The 21,870-nt window shown below is 50.8% G+C and carries 20 protein-coding genes; 12 read left to right on the top strand and 8 right to left on the bottom strand.

Annotated features, from left to right (window positions below; genetic code table 11):
- Positions 1-133: 133 nt before the first annotated feature.
- Positions 134-1,276: a DUF3048 domain-containing protein gene (locus Pelsub_RS02700; protein WP_116226281.1), complete on the bottom strand. Its 1,143-nt coding sequence runs from the start codon at positions 1,274-1,276 to the stop codon at positions 134-136.
- Between the two features lie 109 nt (positions 1,277-1,385).
- Between Pelsub_RS02700 and Pelsub_RS02695 the strand changes: the two genes are divergently transcribed.
- The 8 genes from Pelsub_RS02695 (at position 1,386) to Pelsub_RS15620 (ending at position 8,230) form a co-directional block, all read left to right on the top strand.
- Entirely contained in the window at positions 1,386-1,784 is a 399-nt protein-coding gene (locus tag Pelsub_RS02695; protein WP_116226282.1) for a cobalamin B12-binding domain-containing protein, read from the top strand.
- Positions 1,785-1,807: 23 nt separating this feature from the next.
- The gene (gene meaB, locus Pelsub_RS02690) at positions 1,808-2,770 is read left to right on the top strand and encodes a methylmalonyl Co-A mutase-associated GTPase MeaB (protein ID WP_116226283.1); all 963 of its coding nucleotides are present in this window, start codon (positions 1,808-1,810) and stop codon (positions 2,768-2,770) included.
- A 92-nt stretch (positions 2,771-2,862) separates the two neighbouring features.
- Complete coding sequence (gene aspS / locus Pelsub_RS02685; protein ID WP_116226284.1) at positions 2,863-4,185, top strand: aspartate--tRNA(Asn) ligase; 1,323 nt, start codon at positions 2,863-2,865, stop codon at positions 4,183-4,185.
- 9 nt (positions 4,186-4,194) lie between these two features.
- On the top strand, positions 4,195-4,734 hold the full coding sequence (locus tag Pelsub_RS02680; protein ID WP_116226285.1) for a GNAT family N-acetyltransferase: 540 nt from the start codon (positions 4,195-4,197) through the stop codon (positions 4,732-4,734).
- Positions 4,735-4,747: 13 nt separating this feature from the next.
- On the top strand, positions 4,748-5,743 hold the full coding sequence (locus Pelsub_RS02675) for a ribose-phosphate diphosphokinase (RefSeq protein WP_232528611.1): 996 nt from the start codon (positions 4,748-4,750) through the stop codon (positions 5,741-5,743).
- A 12-nt stretch (positions 5,744-5,755) separates the two neighbouring features.
- Positions 5,756-6,619, top strand: a complete 864-nt coding sequence (gene mutM / locus Pelsub_RS02670) for a bifunctional DNA-formamidopyrimidine glycosylase/DNA-(apurinic or apyrimidinic site) lyase (protein ID WP_116226287.1) — start codon at positions 5,756-5,758, stop codon at positions 6,617-6,619.
- 61 nt (positions 6,620-6,680) lie between these two features.
- Complete coding sequence (locus Pelsub_RS02665) at positions 6,681-8,024, top strand: MATE family efflux transporter (protein WP_158674948.1); 1,344 nt, start codon at positions 6,681-6,683, stop codon at positions 8,022-8,024.
- Between the two features lie 35 nt (positions 8,025-8,059).
- The gene (locus Pelsub_RS15620) at positions 8,060-8,230 is read left to right on the top strand and encodes a hypothetical protein (RefSeq protein WP_158674947.1); all 171 of its coding nucleotides are present in this window, start codon (positions 8,060-8,062) and stop codon (positions 8,228-8,230) included.
- Positions 8,231-8,288: 58 nt separating this feature from the next.
- Here Pelsub_RS15620 and Pelsub_RS02660 read toward each other — a convergent pair whose 3' ends face one another.
- Together Pelsub_RS02660 and Pelsub_RS02655 are read right to left on the bottom strand one after the other, a co-directional pair.
- Positions 8,289-9,920 (bottom strand): cytochrome c biogenesis CcdA family protein, encoded by a 1,632-nt coding sequence (locus Pelsub_RS02660; RefSeq protein WP_116226289.1) that lies wholly within the window; start codon positions 9,918-9,920, stop codon positions 8,289-8,291.
- 79 nt (positions 9,921-9,999) lie between these two features.
- A complete protein-coding gene (locus Pelsub_RS02655) occupies positions 10,000-11,328 on the bottom strand; it encodes a glycoside hydrolase family 1 protein (RefSeq protein WP_116226290.1) in 1,329 nt (442 codons plus the stop codon).
- A 242-nt stretch (positions 11,329-11,570) separates the two neighbouring features.
- On the opposite strand from Pelsub_RS02655, the gene glgP reads away from it, so the two are divergent.
- Positions 11,571-13,739, top strand: a complete 2,169-nt coding sequence (gene glgP / locus Pelsub_RS02650; RefSeq protein WP_116226291.1) for an alpha-glucan family phosphorylase — start codon at positions 11,571-11,573, stop codon at positions 13,737-13,739.
- Between the two features lie 14 nt (positions 13,740-13,753).
- Entirely contained in the window at positions 13,754-14,284 is a 531-nt protein-coding gene (locus Pelsub_RS02645; protein ID WP_116226292.1) for a DUF2179 domain-containing protein, read from the top strand.
- 37 nt (positions 14,285-14,321) lie between these two features.
- On the opposite strand, the gene Pelsub_RS02640 is transcribed toward Pelsub_RS02645, so the two are convergent.
- The 5 genes from Pelsub_RS02640 to Pelsub_RS02620 all read right to left on the bottom strand — a co-directional run bounded on the left by Pelsub_RS02640 (position 14,322) and on the right by Pelsub_RS02620 (position 19,722).
- Entirely contained in the window at positions 14,322-14,627 is a 306-nt protein-coding gene (locus Pelsub_RS02640; protein WP_116226293.1) for a hypothetical protein, read from the bottom strand.
- Between the two features lie 125 nt (positions 14,628-14,752).
- Complete coding sequence (locus Pelsub_RS02635) at positions 14,753-16,228, bottom strand: efflux RND transporter periplasmic adaptor subunit (RefSeq protein WP_116226294.1); 1,476 nt, start codon at positions 16,226-16,228, stop codon at positions 14,753-14,755.
- A gap of 62 nt (positions 16,229-16,290) precedes the next feature.
- On the bottom strand, positions 16,291-17,523 hold the full coding sequence (locus Pelsub_RS02630; RefSeq protein ID WP_116226295.1) for an ABC transporter permease: 1,233 nt from the start codon (positions 17,521-17,523) through the stop codon (positions 16,291-16,293).
- Entirely contained in the window at positions 17,516-18,199 is a 684-nt protein-coding gene (locus Pelsub_RS02625; protein WP_116226393.1) for an ABC transporter ATP-binding protein, read from the bottom strand. The genes Pelsub_RS02630 and Pelsub_RS02625 overlap by 8 nt, the downstream gene beginning before the upstream one ends.
- Positions 18,200-18,222: 23 nt before the next feature.
- Entirely contained in the window at positions 18,223-19,722 is a 1,500-nt protein-coding gene (locus Pelsub_RS02620; RefSeq protein ID WP_116226296.1) for an efflux RND transporter periplasmic adaptor subunit, read from the bottom strand.
- Positions 19,723-20,066: 344 nt separating this feature from the next.
- Between Pelsub_RS02620 and Pelsub_RS02615 the strand changes: the two genes are divergently transcribed.
- Positions 20,067-21,233 carry a sensor histidine kinase gene (locus tag Pelsub_RS02615; protein WP_158674946.1) on the top strand — a complete coding sequence of 389 codons (1,167 nt, stop codon included), beginning with the start codon at positions 20,067-20,069 and terminating at the stop codon, positions 21,231-21,233.
- On the top strand, positions 21,226-21,867 hold the full coding sequence (locus tag Pelsub_RS02610; RefSeq protein ID WP_116226298.1) for a response regulator: 642 nt from the start codon (positions 21,226-21,228) through the stop codon (positions 21,865-21,867). Before Pelsub_RS02615 ends, Pelsub_RS02610 begins: the two co-directional genes overlap by 8 nt.
- The last annotated feature ends 3 nt before the right edge of the window (positions 21,868-21,870 follow it).

Below are 21,870 nucleotides of genomic sequence, written 5' to 3'. Positions count from 1 at the left end.
GGGAAGCGTGGGGTGTCGAAGCCAACGTGCTCAACCAACAAGCAAAAAGAGAGAGCCGCTTTGACAAGTTCAGTGAGCTCTCTCTTCTTTATTCGTTAGAAAACCCGTATTGCGAGTGGTTTAAAATTTTCTATCAGTTCTCTGAAACCACAGGGGGATAAAAGAACAGTTCCCACACGTTGGGTTCGACCTCTTCGTAGGTCGAGTTCAATCCGGCAATTACAATCCAGGTGTTGCCGGGTTTGAGCGCCATAGGTTCACCCTGGTCATTAAAAAACTCCATTGGATCAGTGTCATTCTTGGCGCGCCATTTGCCTTCAAAAACCTGGCCGTCGCGGAAGAAGTAGGCTTTTTTGCCTTTGTCATTGCCCCAAATATCAATCAAATAGCGGCTGGGAGCTAGTTCGGTATATTTTGCGTAAATGATAACGACGTTGGAGAAAGCCAGCTGGTTGCCAGTGTTGCGATCAACCAGTGGGATCATATCGTAGGTATTATCGTCCTCATCCTCGAAGTATTCGATCCAGCGCAGGTATTTACCGCTGGATTTATCGTAGCGCCACTCGCCGCGATTGTTGTAATTGAACAGGATGTTAACCTGATCGGCGTATTGCCCATGGTTAGGTACTTCCTCGGAAAAAACCATACCGGGTAAATCGGGGGCGCCGTTTGCCAAACCCTGCTCGGTTACGTATTGGCTGAGGGCGGCTGAATTGGCAAACACACCCACCACGCTGTGGGTATCGGTCCCTATAAAGGCCGGATCGGGCGCTTCCAGGTTTGAGATGGCATAGTCGCCCAATTTTTCATTAATTTCCACATCCGTGTCTTCATCCGCGCTGCCGTATGCCAGGACGCCGCTGTACATGGTCACCAATTGCGCATCCACGAAACGCCCGGAACGCACCGGGCCGATGGTATCGCAATCCTGCCCATAATAAACTGCCAGAAAACGATTGGTGCCGTAGCCGATGTAATAGTCAAAGACAATATCCGCGGCAGAAAGCCCGGCATGCGGCCGGCCGTACTGCGGATAATTGGATACCTTCACCATAATCGGACGGCGGTTCAACAGCTCCGGATTGTCAACCGCCAGGCCGGTCAGCGGGTTAATCACCGGTTCGGGCGTGGCGGTGGGCGCCAGTGTGCTCTGGACAGCCTGCGCCATGGTTGCTTCAGCCGCCACGGCTGTGTCTTGTATGGATTGTGCCTCCGATTGGCAGGCGCCAAACAACGCTGCCAGTATCAGACTGATAATCATGCGTGTTTTAATCATATGGTTTTTTCTCGAACTTAAGATTATAAAAGATACTTGACGGTTTTTTCATTTCGGTTCATTAATAAGCATGAAGCTCGCATTATAATTTCTTATATGGATATTAACCATGAATCGTAAAATTCGCGTACTGATAGCCAAACCCGGCCTGGACGGTCATGACCGCGGCGCCAAAGTGATCGCGCGCGCCCTGCGCGACGCCGGCATGGAAGTGATATATACCGGCTTGCGCCAAACGCCGGAAATGATCACCAATGCTGCCATGCAGGAAGACGTGGACGCCGTGGGGTTGTCCATCCTTTCCGGCGCGCACATGACGCTGGTTCCGCGTGTGCTGGAGTTGATGAAAGCCAACGGGCAGGGCGAGGTGTGTGTCTTTGTGGGCGGCATTATCCCCGAAGAAGACGCGCGTGAACTGGAGAAGCTGGGCGTGAAAGCCGTTTACGGCCCCGGCACCCCCACCACGCAAGTCATCGCGGATTTAACGCAAATGGTGGAACCGGCCTGAAAACCAAACACCGGATTAATTAAATGGATATTCCTGAACGCGTCCTGCAGGGAGATCGCCTGGCATTAGCCCGCCTGCTGACCTGGCTGGAAAATGACCAGCCGCGGGGCAGGGCCGCACTGGATGCATTATTTCCCCATACCGGAAAATCTCATATCATCGGCGTGACCGGCCCATCCGGGTCGGGCAAGTCCAGCCTGGTTAATCGCCTGGCGCTGCAGCTGGCACAAGCGGACGGCTCCCAGCCCGCGCGGCGCGTGGCCGTGCTGGCGATGGACCCCAGCAGCCCGTTCAGCGGCGGGGCGCTGTTGGGCGACCGCGTGCGCATGCGCGACCTGATGGAATGTCCGGAGATATTCATCCGCTCGATGGCCAGCCGCGGCGCTTTGGGCGGCCTGGCGCGTGCCGCTGGAGAGCTGGTGCTGGCGCTGGAAGCAGCCGGCTTTGACATCATCCTGGTGGAAACGGTCGGCGCGGGGCAGTCCGAAGTGGACATCGCGCGCCTGGCGCACACCACCCTGGTGGTCGAGGCGCCCGGCTTGGGCGACGACATCCAGGCCGCCAAGGCCGGTATTCTGGAGATCGCCGACATTCTGGTGGTCAACAAATCCGATAAGAGCGGGGCCGAATCCGCCGCGCACACGCTGGCGGCCATGCTGGAAATTGGGGCGGAATTGAAAGCTGAAACATCCGCGCCGCAAGCCGCATGGAAAGTGCCTGTACAACTGACCTCTGCGCTCAACCGCGAAGGGATGGTTAGCCTGGCGGCGGCTATACATGAGCATTTCACCTGGCTGAACGCCAGCGGAGAATGGGAGCGGCGCGCGCAAGCCCGCCTGGAAGACCTGTTCAACCGCCTGCTGCGCGAGCGTTTATATGAAGATTGGCAGCGCAGCCAACCTCAGGCAAACCTGTCCGAGGCGCTGCAAAGCCTGCGCAAGCGCGAAACCTCCCCTTACAGCCTGATCGAACGTTTATTTTCCTGAAAAAATGTCTTCTTTTGGTAAGATAATAGTTTGTGGATTACAATTCACATGAGGCATTAACTTATTATTTCTATCAGGAGAAGTAAGCAATTATGGACCGAACTCCGATTGGCAGTCTGAAAGAACATCTAAACGAAACCGTCACAATTCAGGGCTGGCTGCAAACCCTGCGCGACCAGAAAAACATGCAATTCCTAATTATGCGCGACCGCACCGGACTGGTGCAGGTGGCTCATTACCGCCCCGGCAACCCCGAATTGGGCGATATGATTTCCACGCTTGGCAGTGAATCCGCCTTAACCATCACCGGTAAGGTGGTGGAGAACAAAGTGGTCAAGCTGGGCGGGCTGGAAATCCAGCTTGAAACCCTCACGGTTGAAAACGCCGCGGAAACCCCGCTGCCCTTTGACCCCTTCGACAACGATAACCTGCCGGCCATCGATTTCCGCATGGATTGGCGTTACCTGGACCTGCGCCGCGAACAAAACCTGCTGCTCTTCAAAGTTCAAACCGTGCTGGAACACGCCATGCGCGAGTATTGGCTGGAAAACCAGTTCATCGAAATCCACTCCCCCAAGATTACCGGCAGTCCCAGCGAATCGGGCGCCGAGCTTTTCGAGGTGCTGTATTTCGAACGCAAAGCTTACCTGGCACAAAGCCCGCAGTTCTATAAGCAGATGGCCATGGCCGCCGGGTTCGAACGCGTCTTCGAAATCGGGCCGGTTTTCCGTGCCGATCCTTCCTTTACTTCCCGCCACATGACCGAATTCACCGGCCTGGACATGGAAATATCCTGGATTGAAAGCCACGAAGACGTAATGGCCTTCACCGAAAAATGGCTGCAATACGCATATAAACGCGTCAAAGAAACCTACGGCAGCGAGATCCAAGCCGTGTTCGGTGTCGATATCAAAGTACCGGAAGTACCCTTCCCGCGCCTGACCATGGCGGAAGCTTACGCCATCCTGAAAGCCCAAGGCTACAAACTGCCGCCGGAACGCAAGGGCGACCTTGACCCGGGCGGGGAACGCGCCATCGCGGATTACGTCAAAGAAAAATACGACAGCGATTTCCTGTTCGTGATCGATTGGCCCATCAGCGTGCGGCCTTTCTACCACATGCGCCACCCCGACGCTCCCGAACTGACCCGCAGCTTTGACCTGATTGCGGGCGGGCTGGAGATCGCCACCGGCGCCCAGCGCGAACACCGTTATGAAGTGCTCAGGCAGCAGGCGCTTGAAAAAGGCTTGGGTTTGGAGAACATCCAATATTATTTGGACTTCTTCCGCTACGGCGCGCCGCCGCATGGCGGCTTTGGCATGGGCCTTTCCCGCGTGTTGATGGTTTTGCTGGGACTGCCCAACATCCGCGAAAGCGTCTTCCTCTTCCGCGGCCCCAACCGCCTAACCCCCTAAGGAGAATTCGTGATTACCGGGAAACATATCAGACTACGGGCTATCACCAAGGGTGACTTAGCTCAATTTGTCATTTGGATGAATGACCCGGATGTCTTTCGGAATACCAGTATGTTTGCCCCGCTCTCGCCGGAACAGGAAGAGCAATGGTATCAGGATACATTGACTCATCGAGTGGAGGAACAGCCGCTCGCCATCGAGGTGAAGACAGATGGGGGTTGGAAACTGGTAGGCGATGTCGGTCTGATGAATCTCGATCAACGTATCCGCAGCGCTGAAATCGGAATCTTCATCGGGGATAAATCCTGTTGGGATAAAGGATACGGAACGGAAGCGTTGCAGATGATACTGGATTTCGGGTTTGGCTCCGTAAACCTGAACCGCATTTACCTGCGCGTATTCGAGACCAACCCGCGCGGTATCCACTGCTATGAAAAAGTTGGTTTTCAACACGAGGGCCGGATGCGCCAGGCGTATTATCTCGACGGAAAATATATTGACGTCTTGTTGATGAGTATACTTAAAAGTGAATGGATGGAACAAAAATGAAAGAAGGTATTGCATGAATGCGGTTAACCATATGCATTCAAACTCTCCAATGTATGGCAATATCCGTCTATATGCCGGATCGGCCTGCCCTGAATTAGCCAACAGCATTGCTAAACATCTGGATTTAACGTTGTGTGAACGGGATATTGTCACCTATCCAAACGATAACATCTTTATCAAGCTAAATTCCAGCGTGCGCGGCCAGGACTGTTACGTGATCCAAACCACGTCCATTCCTGTGCATCGCAACCTGATGGAACTGTTGATTCTGATCCAGACGCTGCGCCTGGATTCCGCCGCGCGTATCACCGCAGTTGTGCCTTACCTGTGCTACACGCGTTCGGATAAAAAAGACCAGCCGCGCGTGCCCATCACTGCCCGCCTGGTAGCGGACATGATTGAAGTCGCCGGCGCGGACCGCTATGTCACCTTTGACCTGCACGCCGACCAGATCCAGGGCTTCTTCTCCATCCCCGGCGATGTGCTCTACGCGTATCACGTGGTCATCCCGCACCTGGAAGAAATGGTTAGGAAGATGCATCGCCCGGTGATCGTTTCGCCGGATTTGGGTTTCGCCAAAAAAGCGCGCAATTATGCCGCGCGCCTGGACCTGCCGCTCTCCTTCATTGAGAAACGGCGCCTTTCCAACGCCCCCACCGCCAAAGCGCTGACGCTGATTGGCGAGGTAAGAAACCATGACTGCATCGTAATTGATGAAGAGATTAGTACCGGACGCACCATCGCGGCGGCTGTGAACCTGATCAAAGAACAGGGCGCCCGTGATATCTACGTGGTCTTCATTCACCCCATCCTGCCGCCCGGTTCCGTGGATATGCTGCTGGATCTGCCGGTCAAACAGTTCATCACCACCGACACCATTCCGATTTCGCTGGAGGATAAAGCCAAGTTCGGCGATCGCCTGAAGATTATCAGCCTGGCGGAACTTCTGGCGGAAGTTATCTGCCGCGGCAATCAGGGCCGCAGCGTCGGAGAGCTGTTCAACGAGTAAACACTCGCGGGGATGACAAAAGTTATCCCCGCTTTTTTTATCAATATGCCTGAATTACCCGAAGTCGAAACCATCGCCCGTGTCCTCAGAGAAGGAGCCAAATCCGCCGAAGACGCGCTGGCCGGCCGCCGCATTGAATCGGCCGAGGTATTGTGGCCGCGCACGCTGGCCAACCTGACCCCGCAGACCTTCACCGGCCAAATTCAGGGGCAATCCTTCCAGGCCGTCACCCGGCGGGGCAAATTCCTGGTATTTCCGCTCAGCAGCGACACACTATTAATCCACCTGCGCATGAGCGGCGATATGCGCGTTGAGGGAATTCAGGAAAATCCGCTGCTAAAACACGATCGCCTGGTCCTGAACCTCGACAACGGCAGCCGCCTGGCTTTCAACGATACGCGCAAGTTCGGGCGCGCCTGGCTGCTGGCCGATCCGCAGGAAGTACTGGGCGGCCTGGGACCGGAACCTTTTGACCCCACCCTGGACGCCAATGTTTTTATGGAAATGCTGCAAGCGCGCAGCCGCCAGCTCAAGCCGCTGTTAATGGATCAATCTTTTCTGGCCGGGCTGGGCAACATCTACACCGACGAAGCGCTGCACCTGGCGAAACTCCATCCGCTGCGGCTTTCCGGAAGCATCAGCCTGCCGGAAGCGGAAAAACTCCTGGCTGCCATCCGGGCTGTATTGGCGGAAGGCATCCGCCGCAACGGCGCCAGCATCGACTGGGTTTACCGCGGCGGTGATTTCCAAAACCATTTCCGTGTGTATGGACGCACCGGGCAAGCCTGCCCGGAGTGCGGAGCAATTATTGAGCGGCTGGTGGTCGGTCAGCGCGGCACGCATATCTGCCCCAACTGCCAGCCCAAACCGGACTAGCGTCCTATCTTTTTATAGGTTCATCATTTATAATCGCCCTCTGCCCCTAAATAAGACTGCCATGTGGAATAAAATTTTTCTTAAAGACCTGTTTAAATTAAGCTTGCCGATCATGCTGCAAAGCTTGTTCGCCGTGTTAGGCAGCATCATTACAACCCTGATGACCGGTCAATTGGGTGATGTCCCGCTGGCAGCGGCCGGTTTAGCCAACCAGATGTATTTCATTCTCTCCCTGGCGCAATTCGGGATTGGTTCCGGATCCTCTATTTTTACCGCTCAATATTGGGGCAAGAACGATAAGGAAAGCATTTACAAAGTGATGGGAGTCTGTCTGATGCTGGGAATACTCATCGGCCTGGTCTTCATGAGTGTCGCAGTGTTCATTCCGCAAATCTTTCTGGATATCTTTACCTCCGACCAGGAAGTAATCGGTTTGGGAATTAAGGTCCTAAAAATCGTCGGCTTCAGCTTCCTGCTCACCCCCATCACCAACAGTTATTATATGGTGCTGCGTTCCACCGGCAATGTACGCCTGCCCATGGTGGTCAGTTCGAGCAGTGTAATAATGAATTCAATTTTAGGATACGCGCTGATCTTTGGTAAATTGGGCGCTCCCGCATTAGGCGTAATGGGTGCCGCATACGCCAACCTGATTGCGCGCATGCTGGAATTTGCTTTGATCCTGTGGATGGTCTACTACCTGAAAACACCGCTGGCAGTCAAACCCAGCCACATGATCACTTTCGACAAGGTTTTCCTGAAAAAGATTCTCGACAGAGTTCTGCCCGTTACAATGAATGAATTGTTATGGGCGGTGGGAATTTCGGCTTACAGCGCCATTTACGCGCACATCAACACTGAATCCATTGCCGCCATGAACATCCGCGCTTCCATCGAAGATCTGATGTTCGTACCCTTCCTGGGCGTCACGCACGCCTGCGCCATCATAATCGGCAATGCCATCGGTTCCGGCAGTGAAGAGAAATCCCACAGCTATATTCGCCAGGGTGTGCGCATCATTTTCATTATGGCAGTCGGGCTGGGTTCACTGCTGGTCTTTGGCCGCAATTTCATCGCATCGCTTTATAACATTACCGACCTGACAGCCTTATACACACGCAACCTGCTGTTTGTACTGGGTATTTTCCTGTGGCTCAGAACCGTAAACACTTTCTACTTCATCGCTATGCTGCGCAGCGGCGGCGATACACGCTTCGCATACTTCGCGGACGTGGGTTCCATGTGGTTGGTGGGCGTCCCATCCGCATTATTGGGCGCGTTCGTGTTCAAATTACCTGTATATTATGTTTATGCGCTTGCCATGCTCGATGAAGGCGTGAAATTTTTCCTGTTTATCTGGCGTTACCGCAGTAATCGTTGGATACACAACCTGGTGCATGATTAATCCGGATCAATATATACCGGTTTAACAAGGTAATTATGTATTCCATTATTATCGCGATTATTTTTTATATCATCGGTTTTTGGTTATTATCCAAAGAATCTAAAAAAGAGCCGCACAACCGTATTGGACTGAGCTATCTTTCGGCCATCCTCTCGCTGGTCATGGGTGTTGCGATCACATTCATGTGGTTGTTGATCATCCTCTGATGTAAACAAAAAAGCCCGCTTAATTAAGCGGGCTTTTTTCCATCAATTCCTTGAAAGATCAAACAATCGAAATAATCAACCAGGCAGCTAACGCAAAGAAAAGCAGCGCCATGCCAATTTTTACCACGCCCGCGTGTTTCTGCAGGAAACTGGTCAGATCCTTGGATGTTGTTCCGTAATATGCCAGGATGAAAACCACTACCAGGGGCAGGATGAAGAGCAGGTTGTACAGTACCAGATAGGAAATCGCCCGCAATTTTAATTCCGGCATGCTGGATACAAAAATGATGGTGGGCAGGTAAACCTGGCCGGTACAGGCCAATTCCAGAATGGAAATCAGCAGCCCGGTGATAAACGCGCCGATGTAATAACTGCGTGCGCTGCGCCCCTTGCGGATGACCGAATTGATCCGCTTGCGCAGCGGATCGGGCAATTTAAGGGACATATCCTCCAGCTTCCCCCGGCGTGCTTTGAAGTAATCCAGGATGCTGAAGATACCCAAGCCCAGGCAGATGGCAGCCGTAATGATATAGACCCAACGCGCCAAGGTATTCAGCAGGTTGCCCATCAGGTCCAGCACTTTATAAAGGCCCAACCCGATGATCAGATATGCAAGAAAGACTCCGATGGTAAAGGACAGGCCCACAAAGATGACCTCGCGTCCTTTACGCCCGGACAGGGTCAAGTAGGACACAAAGAAGATCAGGGTCGCGAACGCGCAGGGATTCAGGCCATCCACCAGGCCGGCAAACACTACGGTCAGCCAGCTCATGGAGCGGAACCGCTCGACGATATCGGAACTGCCTTCATTCGGGTTATAAGCTTCCCATACTTTGGGGGCGCCTTCCTGCTGGTAACATTGCAGGGCGGCTTCAACCGCTTCCGGAGTGATTTCTTCCTCGCCAATCCAGGCTTGATTGCCAATGAACACGGCCGGGGTATGGAAATCATCCTTGCCGGCGCGTTTGGCCAGCCAAAGCCCCAATCCGGGATGGTCATATACGTTGAATTTCTCTACAATCAGCTGCGGGTAACGGCTGCGTAAATAGGACAGATCGGCCTCCACGCGGCTGCAGCTGTCGCAGCCGGTCTGGTAGAAATAGGCCGCGAAGATGGGTGCTCCCGTCTCACACGTTTCTCCGTTATCCAGCGAGCAGATCTCCGCATTCGCGCCCGCATTCGCCTCGGAAACAATTATCGAAGGATCGAAATCCGGGATTTTTGGCCAATCGATACCGCCGGAAAGAATTCCATTTTCCACAATATCGCGCAAACCGGTTTCAATGGCATCCTGCCCAATTAATATCTGGTCGTCAATAATCAAGGTGGGAATCGCGCGTTCTTCCGCCTTAACTTTGAAATGTTCTTCAGCTTTGATCAACAATTCGTAGTTGTCCGCGTAATCGATCTCCACCAGGCGGATATCCAGCTTGGTGCCGAATTCAGCCTGCATGGGCAGCAGCAGGTTGTTCAGGACTTCCTCACAATGGGGGCAGTCCTGCGAATAAAAATACAATCCATGCACCGCCGAAGGGTCGCAGGGCAATGTCCCGGCTTCGATACCCAACGTGGACGGTTGCAGTGGAACCGGTGTTGGTTCGTCAAACGAGGCCGGCTGAAAAAAGGTCGAAGCTGAAACCAGCCAGGCACCCAGAAGGATCAGCCCGGCCAGAATTATATTTTTACGCATAAAGTTATCACCTCTACTGGATATGCAGAATCCTAATCATAATCGATTTCGCAGCTGTGTTTTTCAGGATACCCGTTTTTCATCCGGGAAATAATTTTTCAAAAGCTTGCGGGGCATATTTGCGCACCGTATCGGAGCTAATGGCGTTTTCCCTGCAAATAGCCGCATACATGTCCACGCTCGGCCGGCGGATGCGCTGCTGGCTTTCCACGTCCAGACCCCATAAACCGAAACGCTGTGTCCAGGCGCGTTCCCACTCAAAGTTGTCCACCTGCGACCAGTGGAAATAACCTTTGATATTCCAATTGAAATTTGCTACCCGCCAAATCTCGTGCAAGTGCCGGACAGTATAAGACGGGCGCATGGAATCGGTTGAATCTTCCACACCGTTTTCGGTGATATAGATGGGCAGTTTGAATTTATGCGCCCATTTCAAGGCAGCCGTCATTCCGCGCGGCAGGTCGGCAATGAAACCTGTTTCGCTCAATTCAGCGTCCTTCGGGAAGAACCGCCGGCTGAAAATATCCTTGAAGGCAAAGGGTTTAAAAATTACGCGATCAAGGGTGTAGTAATTGACGCCCACAAAATCCTGCGTGCCAATCGCTTCCGAGACCAGCTCACTTTTCAACGCAAAGCGCAGCCGCCCGTTCAACAGCGCATTGGAAAAAGCATCGTTAAAACTGGCGGATTGGAAATTGGCCATCCAGATATCAGGGAGGAACCAGTTGCGCGCCGGTTCGAAACCGCGATAATTTTTGGCATAACCTGCTTGCGCATGAGGTTGAAGTTCGTGAATAATCCGGTATGCAGCCGCGTGCCCTTTCAATAAATTGCGCATTACTTTGAAAGCAGCGCCCAAGTCCGATTTTCCGGGAGGAAAATTTCCTTCGATATATCCGCCGGTCACGTACACAGCCGGTTCATTGATCGTCACCCACAAGTCAACCAAATCGCTCAACGCGCCCACAACCTTGCGCACATATGCGGCAAAATACTCGGGAGATTGGTCGTCCTCCCAACCGCCGCGCTCATATAACCACAACGGATCGGTGAAATGATGCAGTGTGACCATGGGCTTGAGTCCGAGGCTCAGCAGACCTTTGATGATTTGGCGGTAATATTCCAGGGCTTCATCATCCCAACGATCGGGCGCGGGTTGGATGCGGCTCCATTCAATCGACAAGCGGTGTGAGTTTTGTCCATCATCAGCCGCGTTCTGTAAATCTTCTTTCCAGCGGCCGCCCCACCAATCACAGGCTAATCCGCTTTTCTGGCCGTTAACGATACGCCCGGGTTCATTCTCCCAGGCAAACCAGTTGTTGTTGGTATTGCCGCCTTCCACCTGATGTGATGAAGTTGCTGTACCCCACAAAAATCCTTCAGGAAAACGATATATCGCGTCCGGCATGATTGAGCCTCCTATGTTTTTCGGCTGTTAGATCTGACTTATTATAAAATATTCGCCGGCTACCGTCTTCTCTATCGCTAATTTCCACTTAAAAGGGTATGTAAAATTCTTGAAAAAAGGCTATCTTTCTCTAAAATCAATATATAATAGCGTTTCGCTTTCATCGGGGTTATCGGTAGAGTAAAATGATTATAGAGCATGGAAAAAACACGCGCTGTTTACAGCCCAGGAGTATCTAACAAATGATTAAAGATTTCCAGAAAGTTTTCCCCAACCACTTTAAATTACCCAAAAGAATTCAAAGGCTGGGCGAGCTGGCCTACAACCTATGGTGGGTTTGGAACCCCGGCGGGTTGCGTCTTTATCCAACGCTGGATCGCCGTTTATGGGAGAAAGTTGAACACAATCCCATCGCTTTCCTGCACCAGGTTGACCCTCAAAAATTGAAGGAGGCTGCCAACGACCGCTATTTTTTGGAAGAATATGACCGCGTCATGGCCGAATTCGACAAGTACATGGAAGGGAAAGATACCTGGTTTAAACAGCAATATCCCGAATTGGAAAATCGTCAAATCGCATACTTTTCTTTTGAGTTCGGCCTGCACGAATCCATGCCGTTCTATGCCGGCGGGCTGGGTATTCTGGCCGGAGATCACTTGAAAGAGGCCAGCGATCTGGGAATTCCGATTGTGGGCGTGGGTTTTATTTATAAGCAAGGGTACTTTGTTCAAAAAATTACTGAGGACGGCTGGCAGGAAACCAGCTATTACCACTTCAATTTTGAAGAAATGCCCATTATTGCCTTGACAGACAAAAACGGCAAACCCCTGACGGTTTCGGTTGAACTGCCCGGTCGGACGGTATCCGCGCGCATCTGGATGTTACAGGTTGGGCGCGTCCCTCTCTACCTGCTGGACAGCAGCATTCCGCAAAACCAGGCCAACGACCGCCACTTGACATCCCGGCTTTACAGTAGCGACCTGGAAATCAGAATTTCGCAGGAGATGCTGTTGGGTATGGGCGGCGTGCGCGCGCTGCGCCAATTAGGTTACCAGCCCGATCTGTGGCACATGAATGAGGGCCACTCTGCTTTCCTGACAATTGAAAACGTGCGCGAATTGATCGCCGGAGGCATGTCGTTTGAAGATGCCGCGGATAAACTGCGCAGTACAAATATCTTCACCACACATACACCCGTGCCCGCCGGTAACGATCAATTCCCCATTTGGCTGATTGATAAATTCTTCCCGAGCTATTGGGAAGAAATGCACCTGACCCGCGACCAGTTCATCGATCTGGGCAAACAAACCCAATCCTGGGGTGAGACCTTCAGCATGCCGGTTCTGGCGCTGCACCTTTCCGAACGCTGCAATGCCGTTTCAGAGCTGCATGGCGAAGTGGCCCGCGATATGTGGAATTTTCTGTGGCCGGATCGGGAAGCCAAAGACGTGCCCATCCAAAGCATCACCAACGGCGTGCACATGAGTTTTTGGCTGGCGCGCCGCATCCGTCTGCTGTTTGATCGCTATCTGGGTATGGATTGGATGGATCACATGGATGACCCGGACCTTTGGACCCGCGTGGAACAAATTCCGGATCTGGAACTGTGGGACGTCAAACGCCACCTAAAACGCAAATTGATCAACTATGCCATCGAAAATGCCCGCAACCATTGGCAGAGCGGCAAACGCGCCGCCAGCCAGGTGCTGGTGGACGGCGTTATGTTGGATCAATATTCCCTGACCATTGGTTTCGCCCGCCGCTTTGCCACGTACAAGCGTGCCGATTTGCTGTTCAGCGATTATGAACGGCTGCTGCGCTTAATCAACGATCAAGACCGGCCGGTGCAGATTATTCTGGCCGGTAAAGCCCACCCGGCTGACGAACCCGGCAAACTGATTATTCAAAAAGTTTACCGCATGGCCAAAGATCCGCGCAGCGCCGGGCGCATCGTTTTCCTGGAAGATTACGATTTGAATATTGCCCGCCTGCTGGTGCAGGGTGTAGATGTATGGTTGAACACGCCGCGGCGGCCAAACGAGGCTTCCGGCACATCCGGTATGAAAGCGGCTATCAACGGCACGCTGAACTTCTCGGTTCTGGATGGTTGGTGGCGGGAAGGTTTCAACGGCAGCAACGGTTGGGCCATTGGCAATGATACAGACTATGATGATCCCAACAAGCAGGACGAGATAGATGCCGCCAGTCTCTATGATACTCTGGAGAATCAGATCATCCCGCTTTATTATCAAACACGCTCCATGGGTGATGCATCCACGCAATGGATCGCCAAGATTAAAGAAAACATGCGCTCACTCTCCTGGCAATTCAACACTCGGCGCATGGTTAAAGAATACATGACCAAAATGTATCTGCCTGCTTTTAACGAAAACGGAAAACAAGAAGAATAATTAAGAGATTACAAATGGAAGCATTTTTAGCAGCACAAAATATTTGGGTAGTTGCAGGGTTTATTTTTCTTTCACGAGTCCTTAACATGGCCCTGGATACGGTGCGCATGCTCACCGTGATGCGCGGTATGCGCACGATTACGTGGATTTTGGGTGTGCTCCAAACCATGCTCTTTGTGGTAGCGCTCGGATCTGTCATGAACGATTTAAACAATCCCATCAAAATCCTGGCTTATTCTTTTGGTTTCGCCACCGGAAACGTGATCGGAATGAACATCGAGAAACGACTGGCTTTTGGTTTTATCAATATGACCATCATCAGTTCATTGCGCGGTCAGGAATTGGCCGAAAAACTGCGCAGCCAGGGACACGCTGTCACTGAAATCCCGGCGCGCGGGAAAGACGGCAGCGTTGAAATATTGGAATGCAGCGTGCAGCGCAAGTTTGCTCAGGAAGTTCAAAAATCCGTTTTGGAAAGTGATCCGGGTGCATTTATCACCTCCAGGGATATCCAAAGGATTTGGCGCGGTTATTGGCGCGAATAATAGATAAAAAAAGACCGGCAGAAACCGGTCTTTTTTCTTAGGATATCTTCTTTCTAAATAAAAGCAAGAAAAAACCTATACTGATCAACGACAAGCAAGTTCCCGTTCCCAACAAGATTGTAGGTAAATTCCCATTCAGCAGCATTTCTGTTATAGCGTTTGCATTTCCGCCGCTTTCGTATTCCTGTAAATCCTGGCCGGGTATATCTTGATCGGCCCCTGCTGTTGCTTGTAGTTTTGCCAATCGATCGTTGCGATAAAGACCTGTGGAAATACCTAAAACAATTCCCAGGATACCTAATATTAACAAAATGGTCATAATCGTACTAATTACTTTACTCATTTTCGTCCTTTACCAATAATGGGAAATTCCATAATTTTAAGATGTTGAAAGAGACCGGAGAAATCTCCGGTCTCTTTCGGATTTATGTAGTACAGCTTCTAGCCTGATTTTCACATCTTGCGAAGTTAACGCCTCGCACCGCGTAACAAGCCGCCCCCCAAGCCTCCGCCTATACGACCGTTTAATAGGTCTTTATTCGTGTCGGTGTTGAAAATTACTACTTCGTCGCCTTCCTCGATGCCTTCACCGGTTACTACAGTATAGACATCGGATTTTGCACCAATTTCTACGGCAACCAAACTAATATTGCCGTCATTGCCTACCAGCGCGATAGCATCCGAACCATCCTCAGCGGTTGTCACGGCCTGGTTCGGCACCAGTAAAGCGTTTTCGGATTGGGCAACCAAGATGCTAACCACGGCCGTGAAACCGGGTTTTACATCTTCGTCCGCATTCTCCAATTTCACATCCACGGCATATTGCACCACACCGTTGCTGTTGACTTCACCGGAAGATGAAATGGACTGGACAAAAGCGCGGTATTCCTTTTTAGCGACTGCATCGAAAGTGACAGCGGCTTCCTGCCCGATCTGGATCTTATTAATGTCGTCCTGGCTTACGTCCACCCGAACAATCAGATTATCCAGATCATCCAATCGTATTGCCACGGTTTGGCCGTCCACCAATTCCCCGGGCACTGTGTTAATTGCGGTCACCGTCCCATCAAAAGGGGCAATGATCTTGGCTTCATTGATCTTGTTCTTCAAGACTTGGACACGCGCCTGAGCCGCGCTGATCTCTTCACTTTGATCCACATAGCGATTGAAGGCTACTCTGGCCTCAGCTACCTTGGCGACTTGCTGGTCGTACTCAATAAAATCTGTCTCAACGGCGATATCAAAAGGAATGCCGAGGATCTGGTTGAGGGCGCGCAGATAGCTGTCGCGTTTGAGAATACCATCCTGCAAGTTCTCATACGCCTCAACGCGCACCGGATCTTTTTCGTCCAGCGACTTGACCGAATTGTAAGCATCTTCCAATTCCCAGACTTTCGACCGGGCTTTGTAGTAATTATCCCAGACAGCATCGATCCTATCTTCTGAAGAATGCCCATAATTCCAGGCTAATTTATCAGCATGTTTGTTGATGAGCATCTTTTCTTCGTAAACTACTGTGTTTAAGGCATCCTGATAATCCTTGTCGGTGCTCTCCAACAAGTCGAGGGTATTTTGCGCATCCAGAATATCCGTATACGCATTTAATATATCCGTGTCTTGAGAGGAAGGTTCAAGTTCCATTAATACGTCGCCCTTCTGAACTTCGTCGCCGACTCTGGGGGCGGATTCTCCCACAACCCCATCGGAATTCCACACCAGGCTTTGCGAAGGCTGCGCATCCAAAATTCCGAAGGAATCAACAGTCTCCGTAATCGAACCGACGGTCACCGTACCAAATTCCAGATCGGTTTGATCCCCGCCCCTGGTGAACATAGGGAGTACAACGGTAAAAACCAGTATCAATACCAGCAATCCAATGCCAATGGTCCAGGACAACTTTTTGTGGGTCGCCAAGAAGTGTTTAAATTTATTTATCGTTTCCATACAAATCAACCCATTTCTTTCAATTCACCGGCAGGTTCTAAAGCTCCTACCGGTGAATTAGATTATTCTGTCCGCAAAGCTTCCACCGGCTCAAGTTTGGAGGCGCGGCTGGCCGGGTAGATACCAAAGATCAAACCCACCGCCATGGAGAACCCAACAGCAAGCAGGATCGACCCAAATGTAATGACCGGGTTCAGGTCGAAGTTTGATGCCGCCGCGATATTCCCAATAATAGCTGCCAATCCATAAGCCAGAATGATACCCAACAGACCGCCGGCCAAACCAATGATCAGCGACTCTGTCATGAATTGCAGCAGGATGTCTTTATTCTTGGCACCCACTGCCTTGCGCAGACCGATTTCCTTGGTACGTTCGATCACAGATACCAGCATGATGTTCATGATGCCGATACCGCCAACCAGCAGAGAGATGGCCGCGATGCCGCCCAGGAAGACTGTCAACACACCCGTGATGGATGACGCAGCTTCTGTCATACTTTCCTGGGACATAATGTTAAAATCGTCATCCTCATCCGAGCTGATTTTATGTCTCGAACGCAAGATTGAAGTAATTTCACTGGTCGCGCCGCTCATCGATTCAGAGTCCACTGCAGAGACATAGATCATGTCTACTTCATCATTCGCATTCGAACGCGCTACAAGGCGCGAGAATGCGGTTGTGATCGGGACGATGATCTGGTTGTCAGAAGAACCGCTAAAGGTGCCACCGGACGACTCCAGAATTCCAACGACCTCGTAGAGCATGTTGCCAATGCGGATCTTTTGGCCAATCACCCCGACGTCGGATCCAAATAGATCTTCTACCACATCATTGCCCAGGATTGCCACAGTGGAACTGCTATCGATATCTTTCTGGTCGATAAAACGGCCGGAGGAAACCGAAACCTTACGCACTGAAGCATAATCCGGGGTAACACCCATGATTGTTGTTGAGGTACTGTTATCTCCGTATACCACAGTCCTGGATGCGTTCACCACCGGTGCAACCGCCGCCACAGAGGGGGCGCCGCCGGACTCGATCAACGCTTCCGCATCAGACAGTGTCAGCGCCTGCGGGTTGCTGTTATTATCTGAAAAAGCTCTGGATACGAAAAGTAAGTTCGTTCCCATAGACTCGATTGAACTGGTGATTGACGAAGATGCACCTTGCCCGATGGCCGTCATGGATAGCACTGCGGTCACGCCAATAACGATACCCAGCATTGTCAGCGCAGTGCGCAGTTTGTTGGATGCCAGGCTCTCGATAGCCTCTTTAAATACTCTCCAGCTATTCATTTTCGACCCTTCCATCCAAGATTCTTACGGTTCGCTGCGTTAGTGCGGCAATTTTCGGATCGTGGGTCACGACGATCAATGTGACACCTCTTTCCTTGTTCAAACCAAGTAGAAGGTCCATGATCTCCTTGCCAGATTTGGAATCCAGGTTACCAGTCGGTTCATCCGCCAGGATGATAGCCGGGTTGTTCACCAATGCGCGTGCGATAGCGACACGCTGCTGCTGTCCGCCGGACATTTCGAAGGGTTTGTGATTCATTCGATCTTCAAGCCCAACGCGAATCAGTAATTCTTTCGCAACTTCCGCAGGATCAACGTGTCCGTTGTTCCGCCTGTATCGCATGGGCAGCATGACATTCGCCTTTGCCGTTGAACGAGACAACAGGTTATAGGACTGAAAGATAAAACCTACCTGCCGATTGCGCACATCCGCTAACTGATCGTCACCCATTGCCATCACATTTTCACCATTCAGAATGTAGGTTCCGCTGGTTGGGCGATCCAAACAGCCCAATGTGTTCATCAGAGTGGACTTGCCTGATCCGGAGGGGCCCATGATCGCGATCACTTCACCTTCTTTCACCGACATTGAAAGTCCGCGCAGTGCGTTTACCTGGATATCACCCATCTGGTAGGTTTTAACAAGGTCCTTGACTTCTACAACTTTTTTATTCATTTTTTTACCTACCATTATTTATCCTATCGAGACCCGCCGTCGGATGGGGGTTGACCACCGCCTCCGCCGCTCATCATTACCATGCCAAAGTCGGCACTATTATTAGAGGTGTAAAGCACGACCTGGTCGCCTTCTTTCAATTCACCGCCGGTAACTTCCGCGAACAAGTCGGAGGTCGCGCCTATCTCAACCGGGACCATGGTGGTGTTGCCGGAATTGTCGGCCAGAACAACCATATAGGAACCGTCGCGGCTGACCACTGCATCATAGGGAACCAACAACGCATCTTCCACTTCAGCAGTCACAATACTGACCACGGAGGTAAAACCAGGCCTAACCTTTTCGTCGGTATCGTCCACTTTCACCCAGACAGAGAATTGAACGATGCCATTCTCATCTTCCTCACCGGAAGAAGAGATTGAGGAAACATAACCTGTATATTTCTTATTGGAAATCGCGTCGAAAGTGATTACAGCACGCTGGCCAACAGCTACTTTGTTGATATCGACCTCGGAAATGGATACTTCGACCATCAGATTATCCAGGTTGCTGATCGTCAGTGCGGCCGTCGTGTTGTCGGAATCGGAATAGCTGGTAATCAGGTCACCGGCAACCGCGTCGATTTGGGTGATAGTGCCGTCGAAGGGGGCAACGATCTTGCCGGTATTGATCGTATTTTCCAGTGCCTGCACGGAAGCTTCCGCCGCGGCAATTTCGTCGCTCTGGTCTAAATAACGGTTATATTCCACGCGCGCTTCTTCAACTGCCGCCAGGGCTGCATCATACTCAATAAAATTGGTTTCAACACCATAATCATAAGAAATACCCAAAATATAATTCAAATTGCTCAAAGCTTTATTCTGCGCTTCGATAGCGGCTTTCTGTTCGTCATAAGCTGCCATTTTTTCGGGATCATCGGCTTCCAGATCCGATAAAGCATCGTAGGCAGCCTGTTTTTCCCAGACAACCTGCTTGGCTGCATAATATGCTTCGCGGGCAGCTTCGATAGTATCGTCCGAAGCACCTTTGGTGTTGTAGTAATCGCGATCGGATTTGTACTGTCTCAGTTCGTATTCCGCGTCCGCTAAGGTTTGTGCAGCCGTGTAAAGGTCCGTATTGGCACTCTTCAGATTTTCCAAAGTGGTTTTCGCGTCTAGCAAACTTGACTGAGCGTCCAGGATTGTAGCATCCAAAGTGCTCTCGGTTAGTGTCATCAGGACATCGCCCTGAGAAACCTTGTCGCCAACCTTTACATCAAAGCTATCCACGATACCGCCGGACTGCCAGGTCAAAGTAGCGGCAGGAATAGCTTCCAATGTACCTACCACATCAATCGTTTCAGTCAGCGAACCACGAGTCACCTGACCATAGCTCACTTCCGTGTCTACGGATGCTTTGGAGCCCTTCGGAAATGCAATAAGGGCTACAATCGCAACCAGCAATACTGCTCCGATGATCCAGACAAGCTTTTTTCGTGAATCATAAAAATCCACGAGAGTTGTCTTTATTTTTTCAATATCCATGTGTAATTTCTCCTTCAAGATAGTCTACGGGAATCTAATCATTCCGGTTTCATATCATACCGGCTGGATGTAAAATCCGCATATGTTCCCTGTAAACAAATTTCGTGAGAGCTATCATAGCTCAATATGACTGCCATCACCTATTAAGGTTTTTTAATATGTGTTAATATCCAGCTATGCAAAAGGAAAGTATCGATCGACAGGTTATTCAGATTCTACGCTGGTCAATTATTGTCCAGATCCTTTTCCTTTTATTGAGTTCGTTTTCCCCAAGATTTTCATTACGTAATAACTACTTTAAAATTGACGCGGTTGATTATCTATCCTTTGCCTCTGTTGCTTTAATGACAGCTATTCTGGTGACTATTTCGATTAAAAAGGTCGAGGATCGTATTACCAAAAAGACTTTGCTGGTTATTCTATACTCAATCGCTTTGATCACTATCTTTTCCCGGCATATCTTTTCTTTATCGCTTAGGCGCATGGTGCCCGATACTGGTCCGTCGCTTTTTCGCTGGGATGCAATATTCTTCCTGATTATTCCTCTGGTCTTCCTCGCCTGGCAATATTCCATGCGGCATGTATTGATTTACTGCCTGGTTATTCTTATAGCTGATTTTGGCCCTACATTACTGGAACAAAATAATGAAACTTTAGGCATCTACTTGACGAATCTCTCCACCAGTCAAGACTCGCATCAAGGTACAGTCTCTGTCGTAATCTCTTCTGAGATTATGATCCTATCCGATTTCATGGGTAGTTTCGCCCGCAGCGTGATCCTTGGGATAGTAGGATGGATCGAGAACAGCTTGGTGACCCTTCAGCGCAGCCAGCACAGCCAATTGGCGGAAGCTAATCAGAAACTGCAGAAATACGCCCTGACCAGCGAAAAGCTGGCTCAGACTCAGGAACGCAACCGTCTGGCCCGTGAACTGCACGATACACTGGCACACACCCTGAGCAGCACATCCGTCCAGTTAGAAGCCATAAAAGCCCTGTTTGACCGCGATCCGAATCAGGCAAAATTTTTATTAGCACAAACATTGGAAAACACCAAGAACGGTTTAGCTGAGACACGGCGCGCGCTGGTTGATTTGCGCACCTCCGAACTGGAAGCATACGGCCTGACGCAAGCCATCCGCAATCTGGGCCTCTCGGCCGCAGAACGCGGCGGTTTCAGCGCTCAATTCGATTTGGACAAAGGGCTGGACGTACTGCCGGACGACATGAGCCATTGTATCTACCGCACTGTTCAGGAAGCCTTTGAGAATATCCTGCGGCATTCCAATGCCAGTCAGGCCAGTGTTAAATTGTTTACCGAAGACAACAATATTAAATTGATCATTCAAGACAACGGTAAAGGGTTTAACCTGGATAAAGTGAAAAAAGACCGTCTGGGAATCCGCGGTATGCGCGAACGCATTGAAATGTTGGGCGGGACTTTTAATATCACCAGTGATATAAACAAGGGCACCGAGATCGATATCTGTTTAGAGACAAATTATGATTAAGTTAATTATTTGCGACGATCAGGAAGTCGTATGCCAGGGATTGAAGGCTATTCTGAGTACTTCAGAGAATATTCAGGTAATTGGCATTGCTAATAACGGCATCGAGGCATTGGAGTTACTGCAAAAACACCCGATGGATGTAGTTCTTATGGACTTAAAAATGCCCATTATGAACGGTATTCATGCCACTAAAGCCATCAAAGAAAAATATCCCGAGATCAAAGTCCTGGTGCTGACCACCTACGACGCAGATGCCTGGCTGTTTGATGCCATCCGCAACGGCGCGGACGGATACCTGCTTAAGGACACGTCGCGCGAAGCGCTGGTACAGGCCATTGAAGAAATCGTGGTTGGTAATACCCCGGTAGATTCCAAGGTTGCCGGAAAATTGTTTAAACAGCTCTCCAAACAAGCCATGCCGGGGGATTCAACCCTGGGTGAAAATCTATCCGATCGAGAAAAAGAAATCCTTAAGTTGATTGCACAGGGGATGGCCAATGCCGAAATTGCTCAAAACCTGTTTCTATCGGAAGGTACCGTGCGAAACTATGTGAGTGCCATTCTTGAGAAACTGAATGTTGACGATCGCACCCAGGCCGCGGTGCTGGCCTTGCGTTACGGGCTGGTAGAATAAGGT

It is taken from the genome of Pelolinea submarina (assembly GCF_003966975.1).
GTDB classification, from domain to species: domain Bacteria; phylum Chloroflexota; class Anaerolineae; order Anaerolineales; family Anaerolineaceae; genus Pelolinea; species Pelolinea submarina.
This window is presented reverse-complemented; position numbering and strand designations above follow the sequence as displayed.

Excerpts from the sequence above, each read along its gene's own strand:
- Pelsub_RS02675 (WP_232528611.1), top strand. The coding sequence starts at position 4,748 with ATGAATGCGGTTAACCATATGCATTCAAACTCTCCAATGTATGGCAAT.
- Pelsub_RS15620 (WP_158674947.1), top strand. The coding sequence starts at position 8,060 with ATGTATTCCATTATTATCGCGATTATTTTTTATATCATCGGTTTTTGG.
- Pelsub_RS02635 (WP_116226294.1), bottom strand. The coding sequence starts at position 16,228 with ATGGAAACGATAAATAAATTTAAACACTTCTTGGCGACCCACAAAAAG.
- Pelsub_RS02620 (WP_116226296.1), bottom strand. The coding sequence starts at position 19,722 with ATGGATATTGAAAAAATAAAGACAACTCTCGTGGATTTTTATGATTCA.
- mutM (WP_116226287.1), top strand. The coding sequence starts at position 5,756 with ATGACAAAAGTTATCCCCGCTTTTTTTATCAATATGCCTGAATTACCC.
- Pelsub_RS02700 (WP_116226281.1), bottom strand. The coding sequence starts at position 1,276 with ATGATTAAAACACGCATGATTATCAGTCTGATACTGGCAGCGTTGTTT.
- Pelsub_RS02655 (WP_116226290.1), bottom strand. The coding sequence starts at position 11,328 with ATGCCGGACGCGATATATCGTTTTCCTGAAGGATTTTTGTGGGGTACA.
- Pelsub_RS02660 (WP_116226289.1), bottom strand. The coding sequence starts at position 9,920 with ATGCGTAAAAATATAATTCTGGCCGGGCTGATCCTTCTGGGTGCCTGG.
- glgP (WP_116226291.1), top strand. The coding sequence starts at position 11,571 with ATGATTAAAGATTTCCAGAAAGTTTTCCCCAACCACTTTAAATTACCC.
- Pelsub_RS02695 (WP_116226282.1), top strand. The coding sequence starts at position 1,386 with ATGAATCGTAAAATTCGCGTACTGATAGCCAAACCCGGCCTGGACGGT.
- Pelsub_RS02645 (WP_116226292.1), top strand. The coding sequence starts at position 13,754 with ATGGAAGCATTTTTAGCAGCACAAAATATTTGGGTAGTTGCAGGGTTT.
- Pelsub_RS02625 (WP_116226393.1), bottom strand. The coding sequence starts at position 18,199 with ATGAATAAAAAAGTTGTAGAAGTCAAGGACCTTGTTAAAACCTACCAG.
- Pelsub_RS02610 (WP_116226298.1), top strand. The coding sequence starts at position 21,226 with ATGATTAAGTTAATTATTTGCGACGATCAGGAAGTCGTATGCCAGGGA.
- Pelsub_RS02630 (WP_116226295.1), bottom strand. The coding sequence starts at position 17,523 with ATGAATAGCTGGAGAGTATTTAAAGAGGCTATCGAGAGCCTGGCATCC.
- Pelsub_RS02665 (WP_158674948.1), top strand. The coding sequence starts at position 6,681 with ATGTGGAATAAAATTTTTCTTAAAGACCTGTTTAAATTAAGCTTGCCG.
- Pelsub_RS02640 (WP_116226293.1), bottom strand. The coding sequence starts at position 14,627 with ATGAGTAAAGTAATTAGTACGATTATGACCATTTTGTTAATATTAGGT.
- Pelsub_RS02615 (WP_158674946.1), top strand. The coding sequence starts at position 20,067 with ATGACAGCTATTCTGGTGACTATTTCGATTAAAAAGGTCGAGGATCGT.
- meaB (WP_116226283.1), top strand. The coding sequence starts at position 1,808 with ATGGATATTCCTGAACGCGTCCTGCAGGGAGATCGCCTGGCATTAGCC.
- aspS (WP_116226284.1), top strand. The coding sequence starts at position 2,863 with ATGGACCGAACTCCGATTGGCAGTCTGAAAGAACATCTAAACGAAACC.